Raw genomic sequence first — 20,477 nt, forward strand, 5'->3', positions numbered from 1 at the left:
CCCGGTTTCGTTTTTTCAATAACTCCATTCTTCATTCTTCAAGAATGATATATTAAAGCCTGCCAAATTTTAAACCGTCAAAATAATATCAAGACCTGATTTCCTTCCTCATAAAAAGAAAATATGTCAACGCAAAAAATGCGGTCGTTGCGGCCAACATGCCTGTAACCTGCGGCCAAACTATCATTAAGCTTTCTTTAAATGGCAATGGTGAAGGGATTGCCCCAGCCATCTGCTCCATTGTCAAGGGGCCTAAACTTCGCACCGATGGCATCAACAAAGTTGTAGCAGCATCTGTATATAACTGATTAGGTGCTAACCTGAAAAATGAAAGTATCAAATTATTATAATGCAAAACCCCGGCTTCGGATAAAGTTCGGGGGTCAGGTAGCATCGTTGATACTACCATCTTAACTATAATTTGATAAAAAACAGTGAAGAACAACCATATGCCTATGGCTGTAAGCGCCGATGTAGCCGCATGCTTAAATTTAACGGACAAGCAAATCGAAAGACTTAACCAAAAGCCAACGTATACGATACTCATGATAATAAACGCAAGTATACGTAGTAGTTCCACGCCTCCAGGTAAGATCCCTGTTATGATTATCCCGGCGCCAAGCATCAGTAATACCAAGCAACAGAACATAGCGCTAATCACAAATATAGCGGCGCAAAATTTTGCTAGCAATAAATTATCACGGTAGATAGGCTGCGCCATCAAACGGATCAAGGTACCGTTATTATGTTCCGAGTTAATGGCATCGAAACCCATTGCAATCCCCAGCAAGGGCCCGAGAAAACTTATAAAAATATGGAAAGTTGGTAATGTTCCGTCAGACGTGGTTAGTAATTTCAGGTATACAAATAAGCGATCCGGGTCATTGACATTACTAACCGCCTGCTTAATGTTGGCCATCGAAACATACATTGATCCGAGGAAGGTTAATAATATCAACAATAACATGATAATGAACCGCCAACTACGTATATAATCTCCCACCTCTTTGCGAACCATTACCCGGAAAGGACCCGGTGGCTTCACTTCTAGGCTTCCTGAACTTGAAAATATATTATTGAAATAAACCATTGCATTTCCCATTGAAAACTCAATTTTTAATATTGCTTTCAAAATAGCGTTGATAGATCTCGTCTAAACCGTATTCCTTTTTATGAACGCCCGTTATCGGCAATCCTTTCTGTACGAAGAAGCGAACTAAGCCGGGTGTCATATCAACCTCGCAAGATAATTCCATCGAATTACCTTCGATCAAGATGTTATTTACACCGTTCATCATCCGTAGCTCTTTCTCTAACAAGCCTGCGTCAGGAATAGCATCCTGGAATGTTACCAAAGTTGTATAAGAGTCTTTGCCGAAGAGGTTAAATGACAGCGTTTCCAAGTTTCCTTCTACCAACAATTTTCCTTCGACGAAAATTCCCACCCTGTCGCATATCTGCTGAACCTGGTGTAAATGGTGTGAAGACAACAACACGGTTAAACCCTGCTGCCTGCTCAATTTGCGAATCAGCGACAAAAACTCCTTGATACCGCTGGGGTCTATACCCAGTGTTGGCTCATCGAGGATAACAACATCCGGTTGCCGGATTAAAACATCGGCTAGTCCCAACCGCTGCTTCATTCCACGGGAATAGGCCCCGGCTTTCTTATGAAGCTCTGAACCTAAACCTACCAGTTCCATAGTTTCCTTGGCACGAATTTCTACCTCATTTTCCGCGATACCATTCAGCCGACCGATATATTCCAGGTTTTCCAGGGCCGTTAAGTTGTCATAAAACCCAACGCTATCCGGCATATAACCGACCTTTCTTTTCACCGCGATCGGGTTCTTGGTAGCATTGATCCCGCATACCGTAGCAGTGCCCTTCGAAGGCTCTGCCAAACCCAGCATCATTAATATCGTGGTGGTTTTACCGGCGCCATTGGGGCCTAGCAAACCGAAAATTTCGCCTTTGTTGACTGACAATGAAAGATTATCTACCGCCTTCACAGAACCGTAGTATTTTGTCAGTCCTTCCAGTTCGATGATAGGATTATTCATATCAATTACCTCCTCCCATATTTTCTAACCAGGTAATAAACGATTCCCAAAGCAACCAAGATTACCAAGATCCCTATCCATCCTGATAACAAGGAAGTCTTGACAGTCATTCTGAAAGTAGCAGTGGAATTTGTATAATCATTCCTCGCGGTAAAGTTGGTTACATAATCACCGGCAATCGTTTTATCGGGAACATTTAATTTGGCCATGACATCTTGTGATTGCCCGGGTTCCAGGTGATCTACTTTAGATGGTTCGAATGTGGCGCTCCACTTTGCCGGGTTTTGGGAAGAAAGTTGCAAGTTCTCAAGCGGTAATGTACCGGTATTCTTTAAAGTCAATTGAATCTGCTTGCTGCTTCCTTCCGTGATGTCATCACTTAACCTCCCGGAAGGTGTTGTTAATTCCAAAGCATAACTACCTTTCACAACAGCTTCTAACTGGAGTTTCAGTGTATCCTTATTGCTAATGGCAGTAACCGGGATATTGTATTTACCCGGTTTTGTTTGCGGCGCCGCCGTGATTTCTACCGAGATATCCGCAGATTTACCGGCGTCTACCTTCAGCGCAGCAACTTGAGCGCCCTGCGTACGGAAGGTAGCATACCAACCCGGTGGAATACCAGCGTACAGGTTATAAACATTTGATTGATCACTACCATTATGCAAATTTGCGTTATACCTGAATGGATCCTTGGTAGCCGATTCGATATTCATCAATCGCGCCGTAAAGGAAGAAGGCTCTTTTGCTGCCTTCTGCTGTGCATGGGCAGTAAATGCAAAAGTTACAGATAATGATAAACAGAGGAAAGCGATAAATTTTAGCCGTGGATAATAAAACTTAATTAGCATAGTAAATAATCGAATTTTAAAATGACTGAAGTTTTACCTATGCAATTATAAAGTGGTAGGATGAAAATGTAAAGAAGCGAAGGGTACATTTAAGGAATTTTTAAGGATTTTTTAACGGTTTATAAAGGGGCGAATATGAGTGGCTAGATTGAAGGAAGAAATAGTAATACCCCCGAAAGTTTATGGAGCTCCCTTATTTCGATCATGATATCTTGTATGTAAATTCACCGCTTGGTTGAAATAAAAATACCAAAAATCGAATTTGACATTTATGTTTATGCACACTGGAAAGGTACGCCTGAACTTATAGAACTGCGTACTTCTCGAAGGAAAAAATCTTCAAGTTTTGAGTATGATGAAGGATGAATATTGCCCCAGCGTACGACTTAAATCCTTCTATTGACAAACATGGTTTAGCTCTAAATATTGATATGAATAATAATATGCTGGATTTTGTAAATAGCCAAAAGCGTTGGGCATAGTTTAGACTTGGAGAAAAGCAGGTAAATCAAATTATTAAAGAAGCATCGGCTAGTGTTATTGGACGGGAAAAGATAGCAGGTAAGATGGTATCTTGAGAAATGAACGGGAGACAATGAAGGGAGCATTTCTCTATTAAATAAAATCCATATCCCGTTTAAACTATAACGATCCAATAACATTAAATAAAAAACCGGAACAGAAATGCTAAATTTCAAGTTCCGGTTTAGTAGTCCCGACAGGAATCGAACCTGTATATTAAGTTCCGGAGACTTACGTACTATCCATTGTACTACGGGACCAACCTTTTTCTAGGACGGCAAAACTACACTTTATTTGATAAAAAATTACATGTTCCAGAAATTGCTCTTAAATATTTTAACGGCGATAGCGATCAGGATCACCCCGAAAAACTTACGGATCACCATCAGACCTGCCTTTCCTAAAATCCGCTCTATATAAGTCAGGCTGCGCAAAACCAGGTAAACGATCACCAGGTTAATAACTATCCCCACGGCGATGTTCATATCGCTGAAGTTCGCCTTCAAGGACATAATAGTGGTCAGGGTCCCCGATCCGGCTATCAGGGGAAATGCAATAGGGACGAGGCTTCCGCTTTTAGCATCATTGTCACTTTTGAAAAATTCAACCCCCAAAATCATCTCCAAACCTATGACGAAGATTACGATCGACCCAGCCACTGCGAAGGATTTTACATCCACGCTCATTAAAGACAGGAAGGGCTGCCCTACCAAAAGGAACAGGATCATCAGGAAACCAGATGCCAGCGTGGCTTTCCCGGCATCGATTACGCCCATTTTCTCCTTCATAGAGATCAAAACCGGGATGGAGCCCAAGATATCGATCACCGCGAACAAGGTAAAAGTGATAGCAAGAATTTGGTCAATGCTCAACATATTATGTTAAATTTTTACAAATGTATATGTTTCATCGTGTAACTATTAAGGCTGATAATGAATCATATTATATTTTAGCGGAACGATTCCGTGAAGGATTGGTTGATATCATATAGTTTTCACCTCAATTTTTGTTTATGCAAGAGGATATCCTGATTCAAATTAGTCAAAAAATCAAAGAAAAACGAAAGGCAAAAGGGATTACGGTGCAGGAATTGGCTAATAAAGCGGATGTTAGCAAGGGATTGATTTCACAAATTGAAAATAACCGCACGGTGCCGTCCCTACTAGTCTTGGTTAATATCATCCAAGCCCTAAACCTGGATATGAACGAGTTTTTCAACGATATTAATCACCATAACCAATCTGCCAAGGTTATCGTTAAAAAGCAGGATAGCTACCAGGAGTTTGAGAAGGAAAATGCCAAGGGATTCCTTTATAAGAGGGTGCTTACCCGCAATGTGAAGAATAACCCCATCGATATCGTTGTACTGGAACTTAAAAAAGGCGCCAAACGGGGCCAGCTCGTGAAAACGGACGCCTATGAATATAAATATATTATAAAGGGTACCGTAGAATACCAGGTCCTGGATCAGAGCTACACTCTCGAAACAGGGGATTCCATCTTCTTCGATGGGCGTTTAGGTCACAAACCTACGAATGTTGGAGAAGATGATGCCCTAATCTTAGTCATATATTTCTTCCAAGTAACTGATTAATAGTCAATGCATTTTTATTACGCATAAATATTGCGTAATAAAAATGCAGTTAAAGGCTGCTTTCACCTTCAACTGCATTATCCTGAACTTATAAAGCAATTGTTTGATATACTGAGAATTGCAATATATGGTTCATCGACTTATTTCCTGCCGGTGATTGAACAAATTGGTTCATATAACCAATATCGACTTTCAAATTTGGCTTAAATGCATAACCTATTGCGGTTAAGAAACGGTTCTGATCGAAGAATTTTTTCGAAATATCATTCCCCCAAAGGTTCATAAATAATTCGTCTTGCAGGGCAAAATAGAACGGGCCGCCCTTTAATGGCACCGTAGTACGGTTGAAGTACCTGAAACGGTTCCCGTAATTCCAATCATCCACCTTTAGGTCGCCCCCGGTATGCATTACCTTAACCCCGGCGAAACGTTGTTCTAAACGGATGCGGTGAAACATATCCCATTTCTTGATAGGTGTCTTGTAAATAAATTGCTGGAATATCCTATGCTCGGGGAAATAGGCATCTAACGCATCAGAATAGGTAGTGATGTAGGCATAGCCCAGTAATACGGATGCTTTCTTGTTGATGGAATACTGCAACCCAGCTCTTGTTAAAACCTGGCCCTTGTCGCTAATAGCGTCCCTCAGTCGAACTTGCACATCGAAAGGAATAGACCATTTCTCGTTGAGCTGCAAGCCTCCAAAATAGGTGTACCAATGTTGGTATCCATGTTTCACTTGCGCTTTTACGCTTGTATGCAGACATAAAAATACCGCAGCCAGTATGCCGACATACTTAACTTTTCTTAAAATCATAACTACTGTTCAGTTTTTTGGATGATGGGCGATTAACGGCCCCTAAGCCAACAAAAATAGCCAATTATGATTTTTTACAAAAGCCATTCATCCATCTTGTTACTTGCTGTATCAATCACTAAAACAGGCTCAGCTGGATCTTGGGCCTCTCGAACAAGGTGGTATTAAACTCGAACCTATCCATATTCATCCCCAGGCGTTTCGTATGCAATTTGTATTGCTGGCGGATCAGATCCGCAATATTACCTTCACCACGCATCCTCCGGCCAAATTGGCTATCGTTAACCTCCCCGCCATGCATGCTGCTGATCATATGCCAAACCTTGTCTGCCTTGCCTGGAAAGTTTTTGTATAGCCAATCTTTAAAAATTGTTTTCACGGCATCGTTAAGTCTTACAACGGTATAGCCAGCCGACCTAGCGCCATTTTCAGCAGCTTTTTCCAACATTTTCGGCATCTCGTGGTCATTTAGACCCGGAATCATCGGGGCCACGTTAACGCCTACCGGGACACCCACATCACTTAATTCTTTCAATACTCTTAAGCGCTGTGCGGCGGTGGTAGTGCGGGGTTCCATCTTTTGCCTCAGATCTTCATCCAGGGTCGTTAATGAAACGAATACGCATACAAGGTTATGCTTAGCCATTTGTTGAAGGATATACTTATCCCTTAATACCAACGAGTTTTTCGTGATTATCGCTATAGGTTGCTTGTATTGCCAGGCAACTTCTAATAATTGCCGCGTCAAGAACATTTTTCGTTCCAAGGGCTGATAACAATCAGTATTCCCCGAAAGGGCTATCGGCTTGCAAACCCAGCTTTTCTGCTCTAAAAATTTCTTTAAAAGCTCCGGTGCATTCATTTTACAAATGATCTTACGCTCAAAGTCTAGCCCTGCACTATACCCCCAAAATTGGTGTGTGTTCCTTGCATAACAATAAATGCAGCCGTGCTCGCAACCCTGGTAGGGGTTCATCGAATAACCCATGCCCAAATCAGGGCTATCTACGCGGTTAACCAATGTTTTCCCGTGCTCTTCCAATACCTGCGTCGGCACATCCGATTGCCACCATTCATCGATACCCTCCGTATGTTCCTTGGCGTAACATTGGGCTAAGAATTTATTTTTCGGGTTTAGCTGGGCACCGCGACCTTTGTAGTATAGGGATTCGGACGGCTCTTGAAAAGGTAAGGTCATAAAATACTAATTTTATTAGTAAAAATACTAACATTTTTAGTACTTTCAAATTTTAATTCTTTATATGATTTCCATTTGCTTCATAAGGAAAGTAGCATTCTTATTAGTAGCAATGCCCGCTCTCATTTTATAATCGAAAACAAGTCGCTCCCCGTCAAGAATGCTGCTTTCAAAGCAATAATTGCTGACTTTTCCCGGTAATTTCTCTTCCAGGTGCCCCAGTTCCAAGTCATGCGTGGCAATCATACCAATGCATTTATATGCTAGGAAATGTTGTACCAATTCACGTGAGCCGGTCAGCTTATCTTCAGAATTGGTTCCTTTTAAAATTTCGTCCAGGATAATAAATATCGACTCCCCGGCTTGCAGCACGCGGATAATTTTCTGCAAACGCAACAACTCTGCCTGGAAATAAGAAGTATTGTTGGCAATCGAATCCTTGATCCGCATACTGGTCATGATCCTGGATGGTTTGCACTCAAAACGGGCGGCACATACCGGGGCACCCATCATGGCCAACAGGTAGTTAACGCCGACGCTTCTAAGGAAAGTGCTTTTCCCCGACATGTTTGATCCGGTTATAATATGAAATAAATTATGCTGACCGATTTCAAAATCATTTTTTATACATTTTTCGGCTGCTATCAAAGGGTGGCCGATAGCTGTACCTTTAATTACAAACTCGTCGGCTGTAAACAGGGGAAACTGGTAAGCCGGGTTGTTATACGAGAATGTTGATAAACTATTCAATACTTCCATATCCTTGATAACATTCATCCATGCTTCCAATTCGGAGCCATACTGCTGTTTCCATTTTTCCAAAGCATAGATACAATGCAGGTCATATAGAAATACAGAATTTAAAAATATTCCTACCAGCATATTCAATCGCTGATCCATATAGCTGTTGATCCTTGACAACTTATTTACGGCATTGCCTGCATCCCCGGCAGATTGTTTCAGTTGTAACAAAACTTCTGATGATGTTTGTTCCGGCAAATTTTTGATTAGCCCTAATAACAACCCGTAACGTTTCAACAATTTTTCCTTGTTAGAGATCAATTGGTGCTGCTTGTTTACATTAGCTATATTCAGTAATAATGCGATCCAGTTCAAGGCAAAGAAAAACAGGATGATCGGCATCGATCCGTAAATAATGGCAGCGATTAATAAAGCCGGGTTCACGAAGGAAAATATCCGCCAACCTTTCTTATGCAGAAACTCCAAGGGCATTTGCAACCACTGCTGGATAGAGGGCATATCGCCGGCTTGCTCGTTTGATAAGCGCCCTTGCGCTGTAAAATTTTGCCGCCAATCCAATGCTGCCCTCAACTCCTTGACAGCCTCCTGTTGCCTTACTATGTCTTCAACATTTAAACCCGGTTGTATAAAATTTGCAGCCAACGCCATCTTGCCGGAATATGTCCCGGTTCGATTGATATGGTTAAATAATGAATGCTGCCCAAACACGTCGAGATCACCGGTAAAATCATGCTGGTCATTTACAAATTCGATTCCATCCTCGAACCTAACATCTTCCCCTTGCAAGGCTTTTAATTCCGATTCGTTCAGCCAAAGCAATTGCTCTTGGACCAAGGATTGCTCTTTAACCTTTTGATAGCGCACCAGGCTGAGCCCGAATAAGATCAAGGCGATGGCAATCGGTATCCACCAAATAGCTTCAAACTCGCTAAAAATATATTTATACCCGAAGTATCCCGAGGCTAAGAAGCACGCGATTCTAATCAAGCTCAACCGTTTCAACTTTTGTTGACTTAGCTGCATTTCACTCTTATATTTCAGGATACGTTCCCGGTATTGTTGTAATGATTCCATCAGTTTTAGTATAGAGCAGGAAATGTACAAAATTTCATCCTCTTAATGCGATTCCCAAGCATAAAAGATGCCCGTATATCCTTGCGGATATACGGGCTTATATAGTGTATTCGACAAATTGTCCGTTAATAGAGAAAGGGGATGACTACCTATATATCAATGATAATACCAAAATGTTACCCCGCTATAAAAAAGCCCGGTTGTATAGCTACAACCGGGCTCTTCGACTTATTCAAAACGCTTGTTTACATATTCCTACGGTATTGTCCGCCCACTTCGTAAAGCGCATGGGTAATTTGCCCGAGGGAGCAATATTTCACCGTTTCCATGAGTTCGGCAAATATGTTTCCATTCTTTACAGCCACTTCTTTCAAGCGCTCCAACATTAGGTTAGCCTGATCTTCATGCCGCTCCTGGAAAGTTTTAACAGCCGTGATTTGGAATTCCTTTTCTCCCGATGTTGAGCGAATCACTTCATCCGGGATAATGGTAGGAGAACCATTTTTATTCAAGAAGGTATTAACACCGATAATCGGGTACTCCCCGGTATGTTTCAAAGACTCGTAATAAAGACTTTCTTCCTGGATCTTATTTCTTTGGTACATTCTTTCCATAGCTCCAAGTACGCCGCCTCTTTCGGTAATGCGGTTAAACTCGGTCAGTACCGCTTCTTCTACCAGGTCCGTAAGTTCCTCGATAAAGAAACTACCTTGATTCGGATTTTCGTTTTTCGCTGTACCGAGTTCGCGGTTGATGATCAACTGGATGGCCATCGCCCTTCTTACGCTTTCTTCCGTTGGTGTTGTGATCGCTTCATCATAAGCATTCGTATGCAAGGAATTACAATTATCATAAATAGCGTACAATGCTTGCAAAGTAGTACGGATATCGTTGAAGTCGATTTCTTGTGCGTGCAGGCTCCTGCCGGAAGTTTGGATATGGTATTTCAGCTTTTGCGAACGTTCGTTGCCTTTATATTTATTCTTGATGGCTTTTGCCCAGATTCTTCTTGCTACGCGACCGATTACTGAATACTCCGGATCCATGCCGTTACTGAAGAAGAAAGACAAGTTAGGTGCAAAATCATCGATATGCATTCCCCGCGCGAGATAATATTCTACGTACGTGAAACCATTCGCCAAAGTAAAGGCAAGCTGGGTTATCGGGTTCGCGCCGGCTTCCGCGATATGGTAACCTGAAATACTCACAGAGTAGAAATTACGGACTTTATTATGAATAAAATATTCTTGTACATCACCCATAAGTTTCAAGGCAAATTCCGTGGAGAAGATACAGGTATTTTGAGCCTGGTCCTCTTTAAGAATATCTGCCTGAACGGTTCCCCGAACGGTACTCAAAGCATGCGCCTTGATCTTTTGATAGGTTGCCGCGTCCAAAACATGATCTCCTGCTACGCCTAGTAACTCAAGCCCTAAACCATCATTACCATTTGGCAGGTTGCCGTTGTAATAGGGCAATGGATAGGAGCGGAATTTTTCCTTGATAGTAGCCCTTACCATATCCTGCAACCCGTTCTCTTGAATATATTTTTCACATTGCTGGTCGATGGCAGCGTTCATGAAAAAGGCCAATAAGATGGGAGCGGGACCATTGATCGTCATAGAAACGGAAGTTCTAGGGTCGCATAGATCAAAACCACTGTATAGCTTCTTAGCGTCATCAACAGTGGCGATACTAACACCGGAATTTCCGATTTTACCGTAAATATCGGGGCGCGACGCCGGGTCTTCCCCATATAAAGTTACACTGTCAAAGGCTGTAGACAAACGCTTCGCAGGTTGATCCATCGAAACGTAATGGAAACGTTTATTGGTTCTTTCGGGACCGCCTTCCCCGGCAAACATCCGCGTCGGATCTTCGCCTTCCCGTTTTAATGGAAACACGCCGGCAGCGTAAGGAAATTCGCCGGGTACATTTTCCGTTAATTGCCAACGAAGGATATCGCCCCAATCTTGGTATTTGGGCAAACTAACCTTAGGGATTCGGCTATGGGAAAGACTTTCGGTAACCAATGGCAACTTTATAATCTTATCTCTAACCTTGAATTCATATACATCTGATTTATATTTTGCTACCAGCTCCGGCCAATCTTCGATCAACTTCAAACAGCTTGGATCCAGGGATGCCTTGATCTGCCGGGAAATATCTTCCAGTGCATCGTGCGACCCCGTGATCTTCAGAACACCTTCCACCTGGTACCATTGCGAAGCAAGTTTACATTGTGCATCTACCCAATTACTATACGCTTCGATACTTTCTGAAATTTCCGCCAGGTAACGTACCCTCGCCGGCGGGATAATTTGCGACTTGGTCGAAGCATCATGCATCTCTTCCGGCACCGCTACTTTCCCAAAGCTCAGCCCGGTTTTCTTTTGTATTTCGAGTAATAGTTTTTCGAATAAGAGGTTCACACCTGCATCGTTGAATTGCGAAGCTATGGTTCCTACAACCGGTAAATCCTGGTCTTTTGCAGTCCAAAGGCTATGGTTACGTTTATATTGTTTACGTACATCGTGCAAAGCGTCCAAAGCCCCGGCCTTATCAAACTTGTTGATGGCAATTACATCTGCATAGTCGAGCATATTGATCTTTTCCAACTGCGAAGCAGCGCCGTATTCAGGGGTCATAACATACATGGCTACATCGCAATAATCCACGATAGCCGTGTCGCTCTGACCGATACCCGAAGTTTCAAGGATGATAAAATCGTAGCCCGCGATCTTACATATATCGATGGCCTCCTGTATATTTTTGCTGATGGCTTTATCGCTTTCCCTGGTTGCCAGGGAGCGCATATAGGCGCGGGGGTGGTGAATGCTGTTCATCCTGATACGGTCACCCAATAAAGCGCCGCCCGTTTTTTTCTTAGATGGATCCACGGATATCACCGCGATCGTTTTATCCGGAAAGCGATTGAGGTAGCGCCTGACCAGTTCATCAGTCACGCTACTTTTACCGGCGCCGCCAGTACCAGTAATACCAAGTACGGGTATTGTTTTGGTTGGTTTTACACCTTCCATCTGCCCGTTGAGCTGGAAGCTTTCAGCGTAGGTAATGGCTTGCGCGATCTTGGGCGCAAACTTCTCTTCCAAAACTTGCGGTTCAATTTTCAGATCACCTTTTTTCACGGTTTCAAAATCGCATTTGCGGATCAGGTCTTCGATCATCCCTTCCAAGCCCATCTGGCGACCATCATCCGGGGAATAAATTCTCGATATACCGTATTGGTGAAGTTCTTCTATTTCCGAGGGTAAGATGGTACCGCCACCGCCTCCGAAAATCTTAATATGGCTACATCCCTTTTGCGCCAGGAGGTCATGCATGTACTTGAAAAATTCCAGGTGCCCGCCTTGGTATGAAGTTACCGCGATACCTTGAGCATCTTCTTCAATAGCGCAATCAACGATTTCTGCCGCGGAGCGATTGTGGCCCAAGTGAATCACTTCGGCGCCTTTCCCTTGCATGATGCGGCGCATAATATTAATTGCAGCATCATGACCATCGAAGAGGGAAGCTGCTGTCACGATTCTCACCTTATGAGTCGGAGTGTAAGACATGTTCGGAAATATTTTAATGCTTGGCAGCAGGTTGGTTTCCTAAGCCGGACAACGTGTCCTATTAGCCTGTTGCAAATTACGAAAATAAGGGCTGATGGGTTCTAGAAGTGCAAAAGGAATGAGAATTAGACCAGGTTAAAAGTTAGAATGCGAATCTTCGAAATCATTTAAAAGTACGCGTGAGACGTTGATGAATATCTAGTATAAAAAAAGAACCCCCGCATACAAAATGCAGGGGAGAATAACTCGAAACTTTTTTCCGTAACTCATGGATACAAATCCTCCATGAAATTCACAACGTGGAACTTAAAAATGCAGTTTATATAAAATAAGATGAAATGACCTTCTTGAAATAATAAGTTTATACAACTTCCGAATACCTGGCCTACTAACCTTTAAACTAATTGCGATAATCAAAATAGGCGCCGCTATCTTTCTAAAAATATAACTGTGTATATTTTACACAATCTTAGGATTTTTTTCTTTTCATAACAAATTTTTAACGCTTTTTTTTACAATTTTTATTCAAATTATTATAAGTGTAGAGTTAACACTAAAAATAATTTAAAAAGGTAGATCAACTTCAATATTTATTTTAATAAGAATAGGAAAAGGCCGGGCTGGTATTATAAAATAAGGCAAATGACCACCGCCACGGGGGCAAGTGGCGGCAAGAGGCAGAAAATTATAAGTAAGGTTGTAAATTTTAATTTAGAATCCCAAGGATTTTTTCTTCTGTTGTGAATAGCGTTCCGCGTTGAAACCGTAAAGCTTCGCCGGCCTGTGACGTACTTCTTCCTCCTCTTCATTGAGATCGATCAGTACATCCATAGCAAAGAATTTCTTTCTGAAATTCCTTCTATCTAATTTAACATCCAGGATAGCTTCGTATAGGTTTTGTAAATCCCTGAGCGTAAACTTCCTGGGTAGCAGGTTGAACCCAACCGGTTGTTCTATAATCTGTTGCCGCAACCGCTCCAAACAGGTGTTGAGAATATCTTTATGGTCAAAAGCCATATCCTTTTGCAGTATATCTTTTACAGGATGCCAATGCAAATCGTTATTAAGTAGCTTCAATTCGATATGTTCAACATTCACGAGGGAATAATATGCTACGGATACGACCCGCCCTGCCGGGTGGCGGTTGAGCGCGCCGAAAGCATGTACTTGCTGCATATATACATTTTCAAGTCCCGTTCTTTCGAGCAAAACGCGGTAGGCGGCATTTTCCAGGTCCTCGTCTGGGCGAACGATATCTCCCAGCAGGCTCCATTTGCCCCTGTACTCTTTCAAATCGGACTCAATCAAAAGTACTTTAAGCTCATCGTTGTCGAACCCAAAAATCACGCAATCAACCGAAATGGCTACTTTGAAATAATCCTTGATCTCCGTTAAATGTGTATTAACGTTCTTGGTTTGCATATTCATAATCGTGGAACTTGCTATAATACCTAACGTGAATTTTCTTTACAAAAAAAATTCCGTACAAGTTTGTCTTGGTTTTAACTGCGCAAATTAGGTTATTGTTATATCAATAAAAAATCAATACGCTACGTTTTCTTTCTAAAAGTACTGTTGATAACTTGGGATAGGATCCAACTAAAGTTGCGATACTACATCATGGAATTTCTAAATCAGTTTTCTATTAACATGTTACAACAAGTAAACATTTGAAGAGGGTGATAATTTTATGCTAAGAATTCGTCCGTTCAAATGTACCATTAAAGCTAATACATATCCTTCATAATTCATCACAGAATCTAAAACTTTGAAAATATCTAATCATTTTTCAATTAAAAAGCATGCATTCATACCGACAAGCCTTACTGTTTGAATATTATTTGATATGAACATTAATCTAAAACTTTTATCTACCTGCCGGGCGCTTTATAAACCTGTTCCCCTCCAATATAAGTAGCGGTTACCTTTGTTTTTAGTATAGCCGTGTCCGGTACCTGCATGATATCCCGGTCTAAAACCACGAAATCCGCCCATTTTCCAGGCTCTAGGCTACCTTTTAACTTCTCATCAAAACTTGCTTTGGCGGCCCAAATTGTCATACCCCGCAATGCTTCTTCACGGCCCAGTTTCTCTTTTGCCAAGAAACCTCCAGCGGGATACCCTGTGCTATCCACGCGGAAAACGGCCGCATAAAAGGTTTTCAAAGGATCGATATCTTCTACGGGAAAGTCCGTCCCAAGCGGCATCCATGCATTTTCATGTAATAATTCCCGGAAAGCATAGGCGTCTCCCAATCGTGCTTTCCCCAGGCGCTCTTCTGCCCAATACATATCCGATGTTGCATGGGTTGGTTGCACGGAGGGGATAATATTGTAATCACCGAAATAATGAAAGTCAGCTTGATTGACTACCTGCGCATGTTCTATTCTCCAGCGCCGATCATTCTTGCCTTCCAGTACGGCTGCATATATCCTCAAAATATCGCGGTTCGCTGAATCCCCGATTGCATGTGTACACATCTGGAATTTGCTATCGATCATCATCTTGGCTCTTTCTACGAAATAGCTGCTATCATTTAAAAGGAATCCTTTCCATCCGGGTTGGTCGCTATAATCTTGCAACAGGCAAGCGCCCCTCGAACCCAATGCGCCATCTGCATAAAATTTAAAGCCTCCCACGTTAATATGGTTGGTTTTAAATACACCTCTCCTTAAGATCCAATCAAAATTCACCTTATCATCGCTTAGCATGATATAAATTCTTATGGGCAATTTCCGCTCCTTTTCCAAGGCATCTAAAAATAATACATCGCGCTTCATCACCCCGCAATCGCTTACAGAGGTTAACCCTACCGCGAAACAATTTTCCATTGCTTCTTTCACAAGCAATTTAGCTGTTGAATTAGACTTAGCAGGTATGAAACGCTCCACGGGAGCGATCGCGTTATCCACCAAAATGCCGGTAAGTTTTCCTCCCTTGGTTTCGAAAATGCCCCCTTTTATCCTTTGCCCGGGTTTAATGCCAGCAGCATCCAAGGCCGCTTGGTTCGCAATCGCGGCATGGCCGTCTACACGGTATAGAAATACCGGCTTGGCGGGAAACAATTCATCTAATCTTGCCTTACTGGGAAACTGTTTATTCTTCCAATCGTTCTGATCCCATCCACGGCCGATGATCCAGGGCGAAGAATCCTGCTTGGCATGTTGCTGCACACGTTCCAACACTTCGTCCCAACTCTTGGTTCCTACTAATTTCGCTTCAGAGAGACCGGAAGCATACCCTAAAAAATGCGAATGGGCATCATTAAAACCCGGGTATATATATTGCCCTGTTCCATCCAAGACTTCAAGCCCTTTATAATGCCCCAGGATATCTTGATCCGTTCCTACCGCGATGATCTTTCCAGCCCTAATAGCCATGGCACTTGCCGTACGGAACATACTGTCTACCGTGTAAATCCTTGCATGATGCACCACTAGGTCAACTTGATCGGGTTCCTGTTGGCAACCGGCCATTATCCAGGTAACAGATAAAGCGCATAGGAGTTTTTTCATATAAATTGAATTAGAGATTTTGGTTTGACAAGGAAGTAAAGATTAAATTTACAGCATAGAAATGAAATATGACTTACAATAAAGATACTGAACTTGCGCTGTCGCAAGCGGCAAAACAATTGTTATCCTTGCTCGCCCAAGGTAAACTTTTAGAAAACGTCCACAAAACCGTTGATACATTAAAGGATGTATTGCGGTACAACGATTGGCGTTATTATGTTCAAAATGACCCCGTTGTTTCCGATTACGAATATGACCAATTGTTTACCTGGTTAAAAAAATTAGAAACCGAAAATCCCGAGCTCGTTACACCCGACTCCCCCACGCAAAGGGTAGCACAAGGTTTAACGAAGGAATTCCCTACAGTTCAGCACCTCGTACCGATGTTGAGCCTGGATAACTCTTACAATGCGGATGATTTATTCGATTGGGACAGGAAAGCCAGGGAAATCACGAAGCTCGACGAGATAGAATATTGCATCGAGCCGAAGTTTGATGGCGCCAGTATTTCATTGATCTATGAAAATGATCTCCTGGTAAGGGGAGCAACAAGGGGTGATGGTGTAGAGGGTGAAGATATTACGACGAATATCAAGCAAATCCGGTCTATTCCTTTATCAGCCAAATTTTCAGACTACGGTATCCAAACTATAGAGTTGCGTGGCGAGGTATTAATCAACAAGGAAACATTCGAGAAATTCAACGAGCACAGGGCGGCTGAAAATCTTCCCCCATTGGCGAACCCTAGGAATGCTGCTTCCGGTTCATTGAGGATGGTGGATCCCAAGGAAGTTGCCAAAAGGGGATTGGAAGCATTTTTATACCATATGAGTTACCATAACATGTTTCCCGGCAAAGCGGAAAGCCCGGAAATCAGCACCCACAGTAATACTTTGGACCTGCTTACTTCTTTAGGATTCCGCAGTCCTGCCAAAGAAAAGAAAGTAGTGAAAGGTATACAAGCAGTAGTAGATTATTGCCTGGCCTTCGAGGAAGGCCGCGATGCTTTGCCTTACGAGATTGACGGGATGGTTATTAAAGTGAATGATTATGCTTTGCAGGATTTGTTGGGCATGACTACGCATCACCCGCGCTGGGCCATCGCCTATAAATTCAAAGCCCGCCAAGCCACCAGTATATTAAAAGAAGTGGAATTCCAAGTTGGTCGAACAGGCGCTATTACACCCGTGGCAAAGATTGATCCAGTTCCCATAGGTGGCGTTACCGTAGGCTCTATTTCACTGTTTAACGAAGATGTGATCCGCGAAAAGGATTTGATGATTGGGGATACCGTGTTGGTAGAAAGGGCCGGAGATGTAATTCCATATATCGTGAAATCGTTGGCCGATCTGAGGAAAGGCAGCGAAAAACCTATCATCTTTCCAAAGGAATGCCCAGTATGCCATGACCCCTTGATGAAACCGGAAGGGGAGAGTGTTTGGCGATGCATCAATATTAATTGCGAAGCCCAAGTGGTGGAAAGGATGATACATTTCGTCAGCAAGGACGCGATGGATATCAAAAGTTTTGGAGAAAGCAATGTGCGGAAATTTTATACACTCGGTTTGCTAAAAGATATTCCCGGTATTTACACCTTGGACTTTGAGCAAATATCGCAACTGGAAGGCTTCGGGAAAAAGTCTATAACCAACCTGGAAAGCGCCATCGAAGCATCGAAAAAACAACCATTACACCGGCTAATCTTCGGTTTGGGCATCAGGTACGTCGGGGAAACAACCGCTAAAACACTGGCCAATGCTGTAAATGAATTGATGGCCTTAGCCAATTTCACCGAAGAACAATTACTCGCATTGGAAGATATCGGCCCGAAGGTAGCAGGTGCCGTAAAAGCGTTCTTCGATAATGAAGATAACCTATCCATGCTGGCGAAATTAGCCGAATTGGGCATCAATATGAAAGGGGTTAAAGGAAGTTTTGACCATACCGAGGGCGCCTTAGCAGGACAAACATTTCTATTTACCGGCACCTTATCTAAGCTGAAAAGAAGCGATGCCGAAGAGATGGTCGAAGCACAAGGCGGCAAAATATTAAGTGGCGTAAGTAGCAAGTTAAACTACCTGGTTGTTGGCGAAGATGCCGGCAGCAAGCTAGAAAAAGCCAAGAAGATCAACAGCGTTAAAATATTAACTGAAGACGAATTTTTAGACTTAATGCCTTCCTGATATGACAGATGAATATTTCATGCAACAAGCGCTCCGGGAAGCTAAACTGGCATTAGAAGAAGGGGAAGTGCCGATTGGCGCCGTTGTAGTAGTACAAAACCAAATTATCGGCCGGGGGCATAACCAGGTAGAACGGCTAAACGATTGTACCGCCCATGCGGAAATGATCGCGTTGACAGCGGCATTCAACAACCTGGGGAGTAAATACCTGGTGGATGCCACGCTTTACGTAAGCCTGGAGCCCTGCGTAATGTGTGCCGGCGCTTTGTATTGGAGTAAAATTGGGCGGATCGTTTACGCCGCGGCAGATGATAAAAACGGTTATAGAAGCGTTACGGGTCAACAATCACCGTTTCACCCTAAGACGAAAGTTGAACTGGGCCCTTACGGTGAAGAGAGTTTAAACTTAATGCGGTCTTTCTTTGTACAAAGAAGAAAATGAATTTTAATCATTGTTGTCCGACGAAAAATGCTTTAAAGGTACTTGAATTCCTTACCTGGTCAAGGATATAAGCGAAGGATGATACATTCAAAATCCGGGATCCCCCCGCCAAGAGAACCGTGGAACTTCGCACCGTTGATAGCGAAGGGTAGCTTGGCCATACAGTAGTAGAAAGGCCAGATAGAGCGATCAAATTGGCGGCCGTAATGGCCAATTTGTGCCCTTTTTTGGTACCTTTTTTGGGTAAACAAAAAAGTACAAGAAACGAGCAGGTGAACATTGAACCGAACTATTGAGGGATCAAAAGCGTTCCCCGGTTAAAATTTAGTCGGACAACAATGAATTTTAATATCTAAATGGGATTAACAGGCAGGGAAGAATGGGTTAATAAAAACAATCGATGCCATCCAAGGAGATTTCCCTTCACATGGATGGAACATGATTTGATAACTTTTCTACCGACACACCCGTAATGCTTATTTGAGCAAGCATTACGGTGAGACTTCGGAGAAAGGTAAGGTTATTACCCCGGGTTAAGAAAACGGATGTAAGACCGACTTGTAGCGAAACTGGCGGCTACAAACAATGAACGAATAGGAACGAACAATGCATGAAAGACTATATCTTCCAATTATAAAATTTGATGTTTCCTAAAGAAAATAAATACGTCATCTAGCTCTATCTGCTTAAGTTGGTAGGCCAACTGGGTTTTCAGATCCTGGGTTTCTTCTTTTATTTTCCTATACTGATTTTTCAATAATTCATATTTTGATATGATTTGATCGGGAGTTGCAGTACGATCAAGCATCAAAATGTTATACGCTTTTTCTTCGGTTATCATAGTGATACATATTTCAAAAAACGACCCGGCTAACACTCAAAAGTTCATTATCAACGTTCAGGCTACTAAATTAGTGGAGTTATAGTCTCGGGCAAATACCCAAGCTTGGGTATTTTTGTTAAAAAAATGATGAAATACCGTCTTTTTTCCCCTTTCGATAGATCATTGCCCCTTTCTTTTAATAGTAAATTCTTAATGTTTTATCGATATGATTAGCAACTTGTTAATTAAAAAACATAAAAAATATAAATAAATTAATTTATTATATAATATATATAAAATGTAGTATATAGTAAGCCCGGTAAGCTTTTTGTTGGTATAATAAAAATATATATGTTTTATTGCACCCCTATTTGTTTGGCTAGGGCAACGAGTTCCGAAGTATTGCGTACTTTAAGTTTGAGCCTTATGTTCTTCCTGTGGGTTTCAACGGTATACCTGCTGAGGCTCAAAAATCCAGCAATTTCCTTATTGTTTTTCCCTTGTGCGGCAAGCATGAAAATATCTTTCTCGCGGGGAGTTAGCTTGTTTAAAATGCTTTCATTGCTTTTCCGGAGTACTTCCCTCAACGCCTCGCTGATCTGGTTACTAGTATTAATGGCATATGAGAAATCCAGGAATACGCAGAGTACGTCCTGGAGGTTTCCAAATTCGTCATGCTTATATGGTATTCCTAATCCAACCACCCATTTCCAATCTTCATCATTGCGGCCCTTTACTCTTAAAACACCGCCGAATAAAGGTTGATTATCTTTAAACTGGTTGCGTGCTACCAATGCAATATCAAAATCTTCCGGGTGCATAATTTCTTTAAAAAATTCCATGCCCTTCTCCGTGATCTCATCCAAGGTATACCCCATGGTATCTTCCATCGTCTTGTTGCACCAATTGATCGATTTCCGCTCATTATTAGATGTATAAACCATTGCCGGCATCTCATCCATGATCTTCCTCAACCGTTCCAATTGGCTTTTTAAATGCGTATTCTCCGATATCAAAGCATCTAGAGAGTCGCTATGTGCTGTGCCCATGTCCTG

The 20,477-nt window shown here is 42.2% G+C and carries 15 protein-coding genes and 1 tRNA gene; 3 read left to right on the top strand and 13 right to left on the bottom strand.

Annotated features, from left to right (window positions below):
* Positions 1-88: 88 nt before the first annotated feature.
* The 5 genes from COR50_RS03220 to COR50_RS03240 form a co-directional block, all read right to left on the bottom strand.
* Complete coding sequence (locus COR50_RS03220) at positions 89-1,102, bottom strand: ABC transporter permease (RefSeq protein ID WP_098192648.1); 1,014 nt, start codon at positions 1,100-1,102, stop codon at positions 89-91.
* Positions 1,103-1,109: 7 nt separating this feature from the next.
* Complete coding sequence (locus tag COR50_RS03225) at positions 1,110-2,063, bottom strand: ABC transporter ATP-binding protein (RefSeq protein WP_098192649.1); 954 nt, start codon at positions 2,061-2,063, stop codon at positions 1,110-1,112.
* Between the two features lie 5 nt (positions 2,064-2,068).
* On the bottom strand, positions 2,069-2,914 hold the full coding sequence (locus COR50_RS03230; protein WP_098192650.1) for a COG1470 family protein: 846 nt from the start codon (positions 2,912-2,914) through the stop codon (positions 2,069-2,071).
* Positions 2,915-3,624: 710 nt separating this feature from the next.
* Positions 3,625-3,696 (bottom strand) — tRNA-Arg (locus COR50_RS03235).
* Positions 3,697-3,741: 45 nt separating this feature from the next.
* Positions 3,742-4,311, bottom strand: a complete 570-nt coding sequence (locus tag COR50_RS03240) for a MarC family protein (RefSeq protein WP_098192651.1) — start codon at positions 4,309-4,311, stop codon at positions 3,742-3,744.
* A gap of 137 nt (positions 4,312-4,448) precedes the next feature.
* Here COR50_RS03240 and COR50_RS03245 point away from each other — a divergent pair, with 137 nt between their 5' ends.
* Complete coding sequence (locus COR50_RS03245) at positions 4,449-5,030, top strand: helix-turn-helix domain-containing protein (protein WP_098192652.1); 582 nt, start codon at positions 4,449-4,451, stop codon at positions 5,028-5,030.
* Between the two features lie 88 nt (positions 5,031-5,118).
* Here the strand turns inward: COR50_RS03245 and COR50_RS03250 are convergent, their stop codons facing one another.
* The 6 genes from COR50_RS03250 to COR50_RS03275 all read right to left on the bottom strand — a co-directional run bounded on the left by COR50_RS03250 (position 5,119) and on the right by COR50_RS03275 (position 15,974).
* Positions 5,119-5,847, bottom strand: coding sequence for a DUF2490 domain-containing protein (locus tag COR50_RS03250; protein ID WP_098192653.1), 729 nt, complete (start codon positions 5,845-5,847; stop codon positions 5,119-5,121).
* 118 nt (positions 5,848-5,965) lie between these two features.
* On the bottom strand, positions 5,966-7,045 hold the full coding sequence (locus COR50_RS03255) for a PA0069 family radical SAM protein (protein ID WP_098192654.1): 1,080 nt from the start codon (positions 7,043-7,045) through the stop codon (positions 5,966-5,968).
* A 60-nt stretch (positions 7,046-7,105) separates the two neighbouring features.
* Complete coding sequence (locus COR50_RS03260) at positions 7,106-8,881, bottom strand: MutS-related protein (protein WP_098192655.1); 1,776 nt, start codon at positions 8,879-8,881, stop codon at positions 7,106-7,108.
* 245 nt (positions 8,882-9,126) lie between these two features.
* Positions 9,127-12,459, bottom strand: coding sequence for a methylmalonyl-CoA mutase family protein (locus tag COR50_RS03265; protein WP_098192656.1), 3,333 nt, complete (start codon positions 12,457-12,459; stop codon positions 9,127-9,129).
* Positions 12,460-13,170: 711 nt separating this feature from the next.
* On the bottom strand, positions 13,171-13,887 hold the full coding sequence (locus COR50_RS03270; RefSeq protein WP_098192657.1) for an NUDIX hydrolase: 717 nt from the start codon (positions 13,885-13,887) through the stop codon (positions 13,171-13,173).
* Between the two features lie 443 nt (positions 13,888-14,330).
* Positions 14,331-15,974: an amidohydrolase gene (locus tag COR50_RS03275; protein ID WP_098192658.1), complete on the bottom strand. Its 1,644-nt coding sequence runs from the start codon at positions 15,972-15,974 to the stop codon at positions 14,331-14,333.
* 68 nt (positions 15,975-16,042) lie between these two features.
* On the opposite strand from COR50_RS03275, the gene ligA reads away from it, so the two are divergent.
* Both ligA and COR50_RS03285 read left to right on the top strand, forming a co-directional pair.
* Entirely contained in the window at positions 16,043-18,157 is a 2,115-nt protein-coding gene (gene ligA, locus COR50_RS03280; protein ID WP_098192659.1) for an NAD-dependent DNA ligase LigA, read from the top strand.
* Between the two features lies 1 nt (position 18,158).
* Positions 18,159-18,599 carry a nucleoside deaminase gene (locus COR50_RS03285; protein ID WP_098192660.1) on the top strand — a complete coding sequence of 147 codons (441 nt, stop codon included), beginning with the start codon at positions 18,159-18,161 and terminating at the stop codon, positions 18,597-18,599.
* Positions 18,600-19,230: 631 nt separating this feature from the next.
* Here COR50_RS03285 and COR50_RS03295 read toward each other — a convergent pair.
* Positions 19,231-19,440: a hypothetical protein gene (locus COR50_RS03295; RefSeq protein ID WP_098192662.1), complete on the bottom strand. Its 210-nt coding sequence runs from the start codon at positions 19,438-19,440 to the stop codon at positions 19,231-19,233.
* Positions 19,441-19,778: 338 nt separating this feature from the next.
* The gene (locus COR50_RS03300) at positions 19,779-20,471 is read right to left on the bottom strand and encodes a LuxR C-terminal-related transcriptional regulator (RefSeq protein WP_198405767.1); all 693 of its coding nucleotides are present in this window, start codon (positions 20,469-20,471) and stop codon (positions 19,779-19,781) included.
* Positions 20,472-20,477: the final 6 nt, after the last annotated feature.

Source organism: Chitinophaga caeni (assembly GCF_002557795.1).
GTDB lineage: Bacteria > Bacteroidota > Bacteroidia > Chitinophagales > Chitinophagaceae > Chitinophaga > Chitinophaga caeni.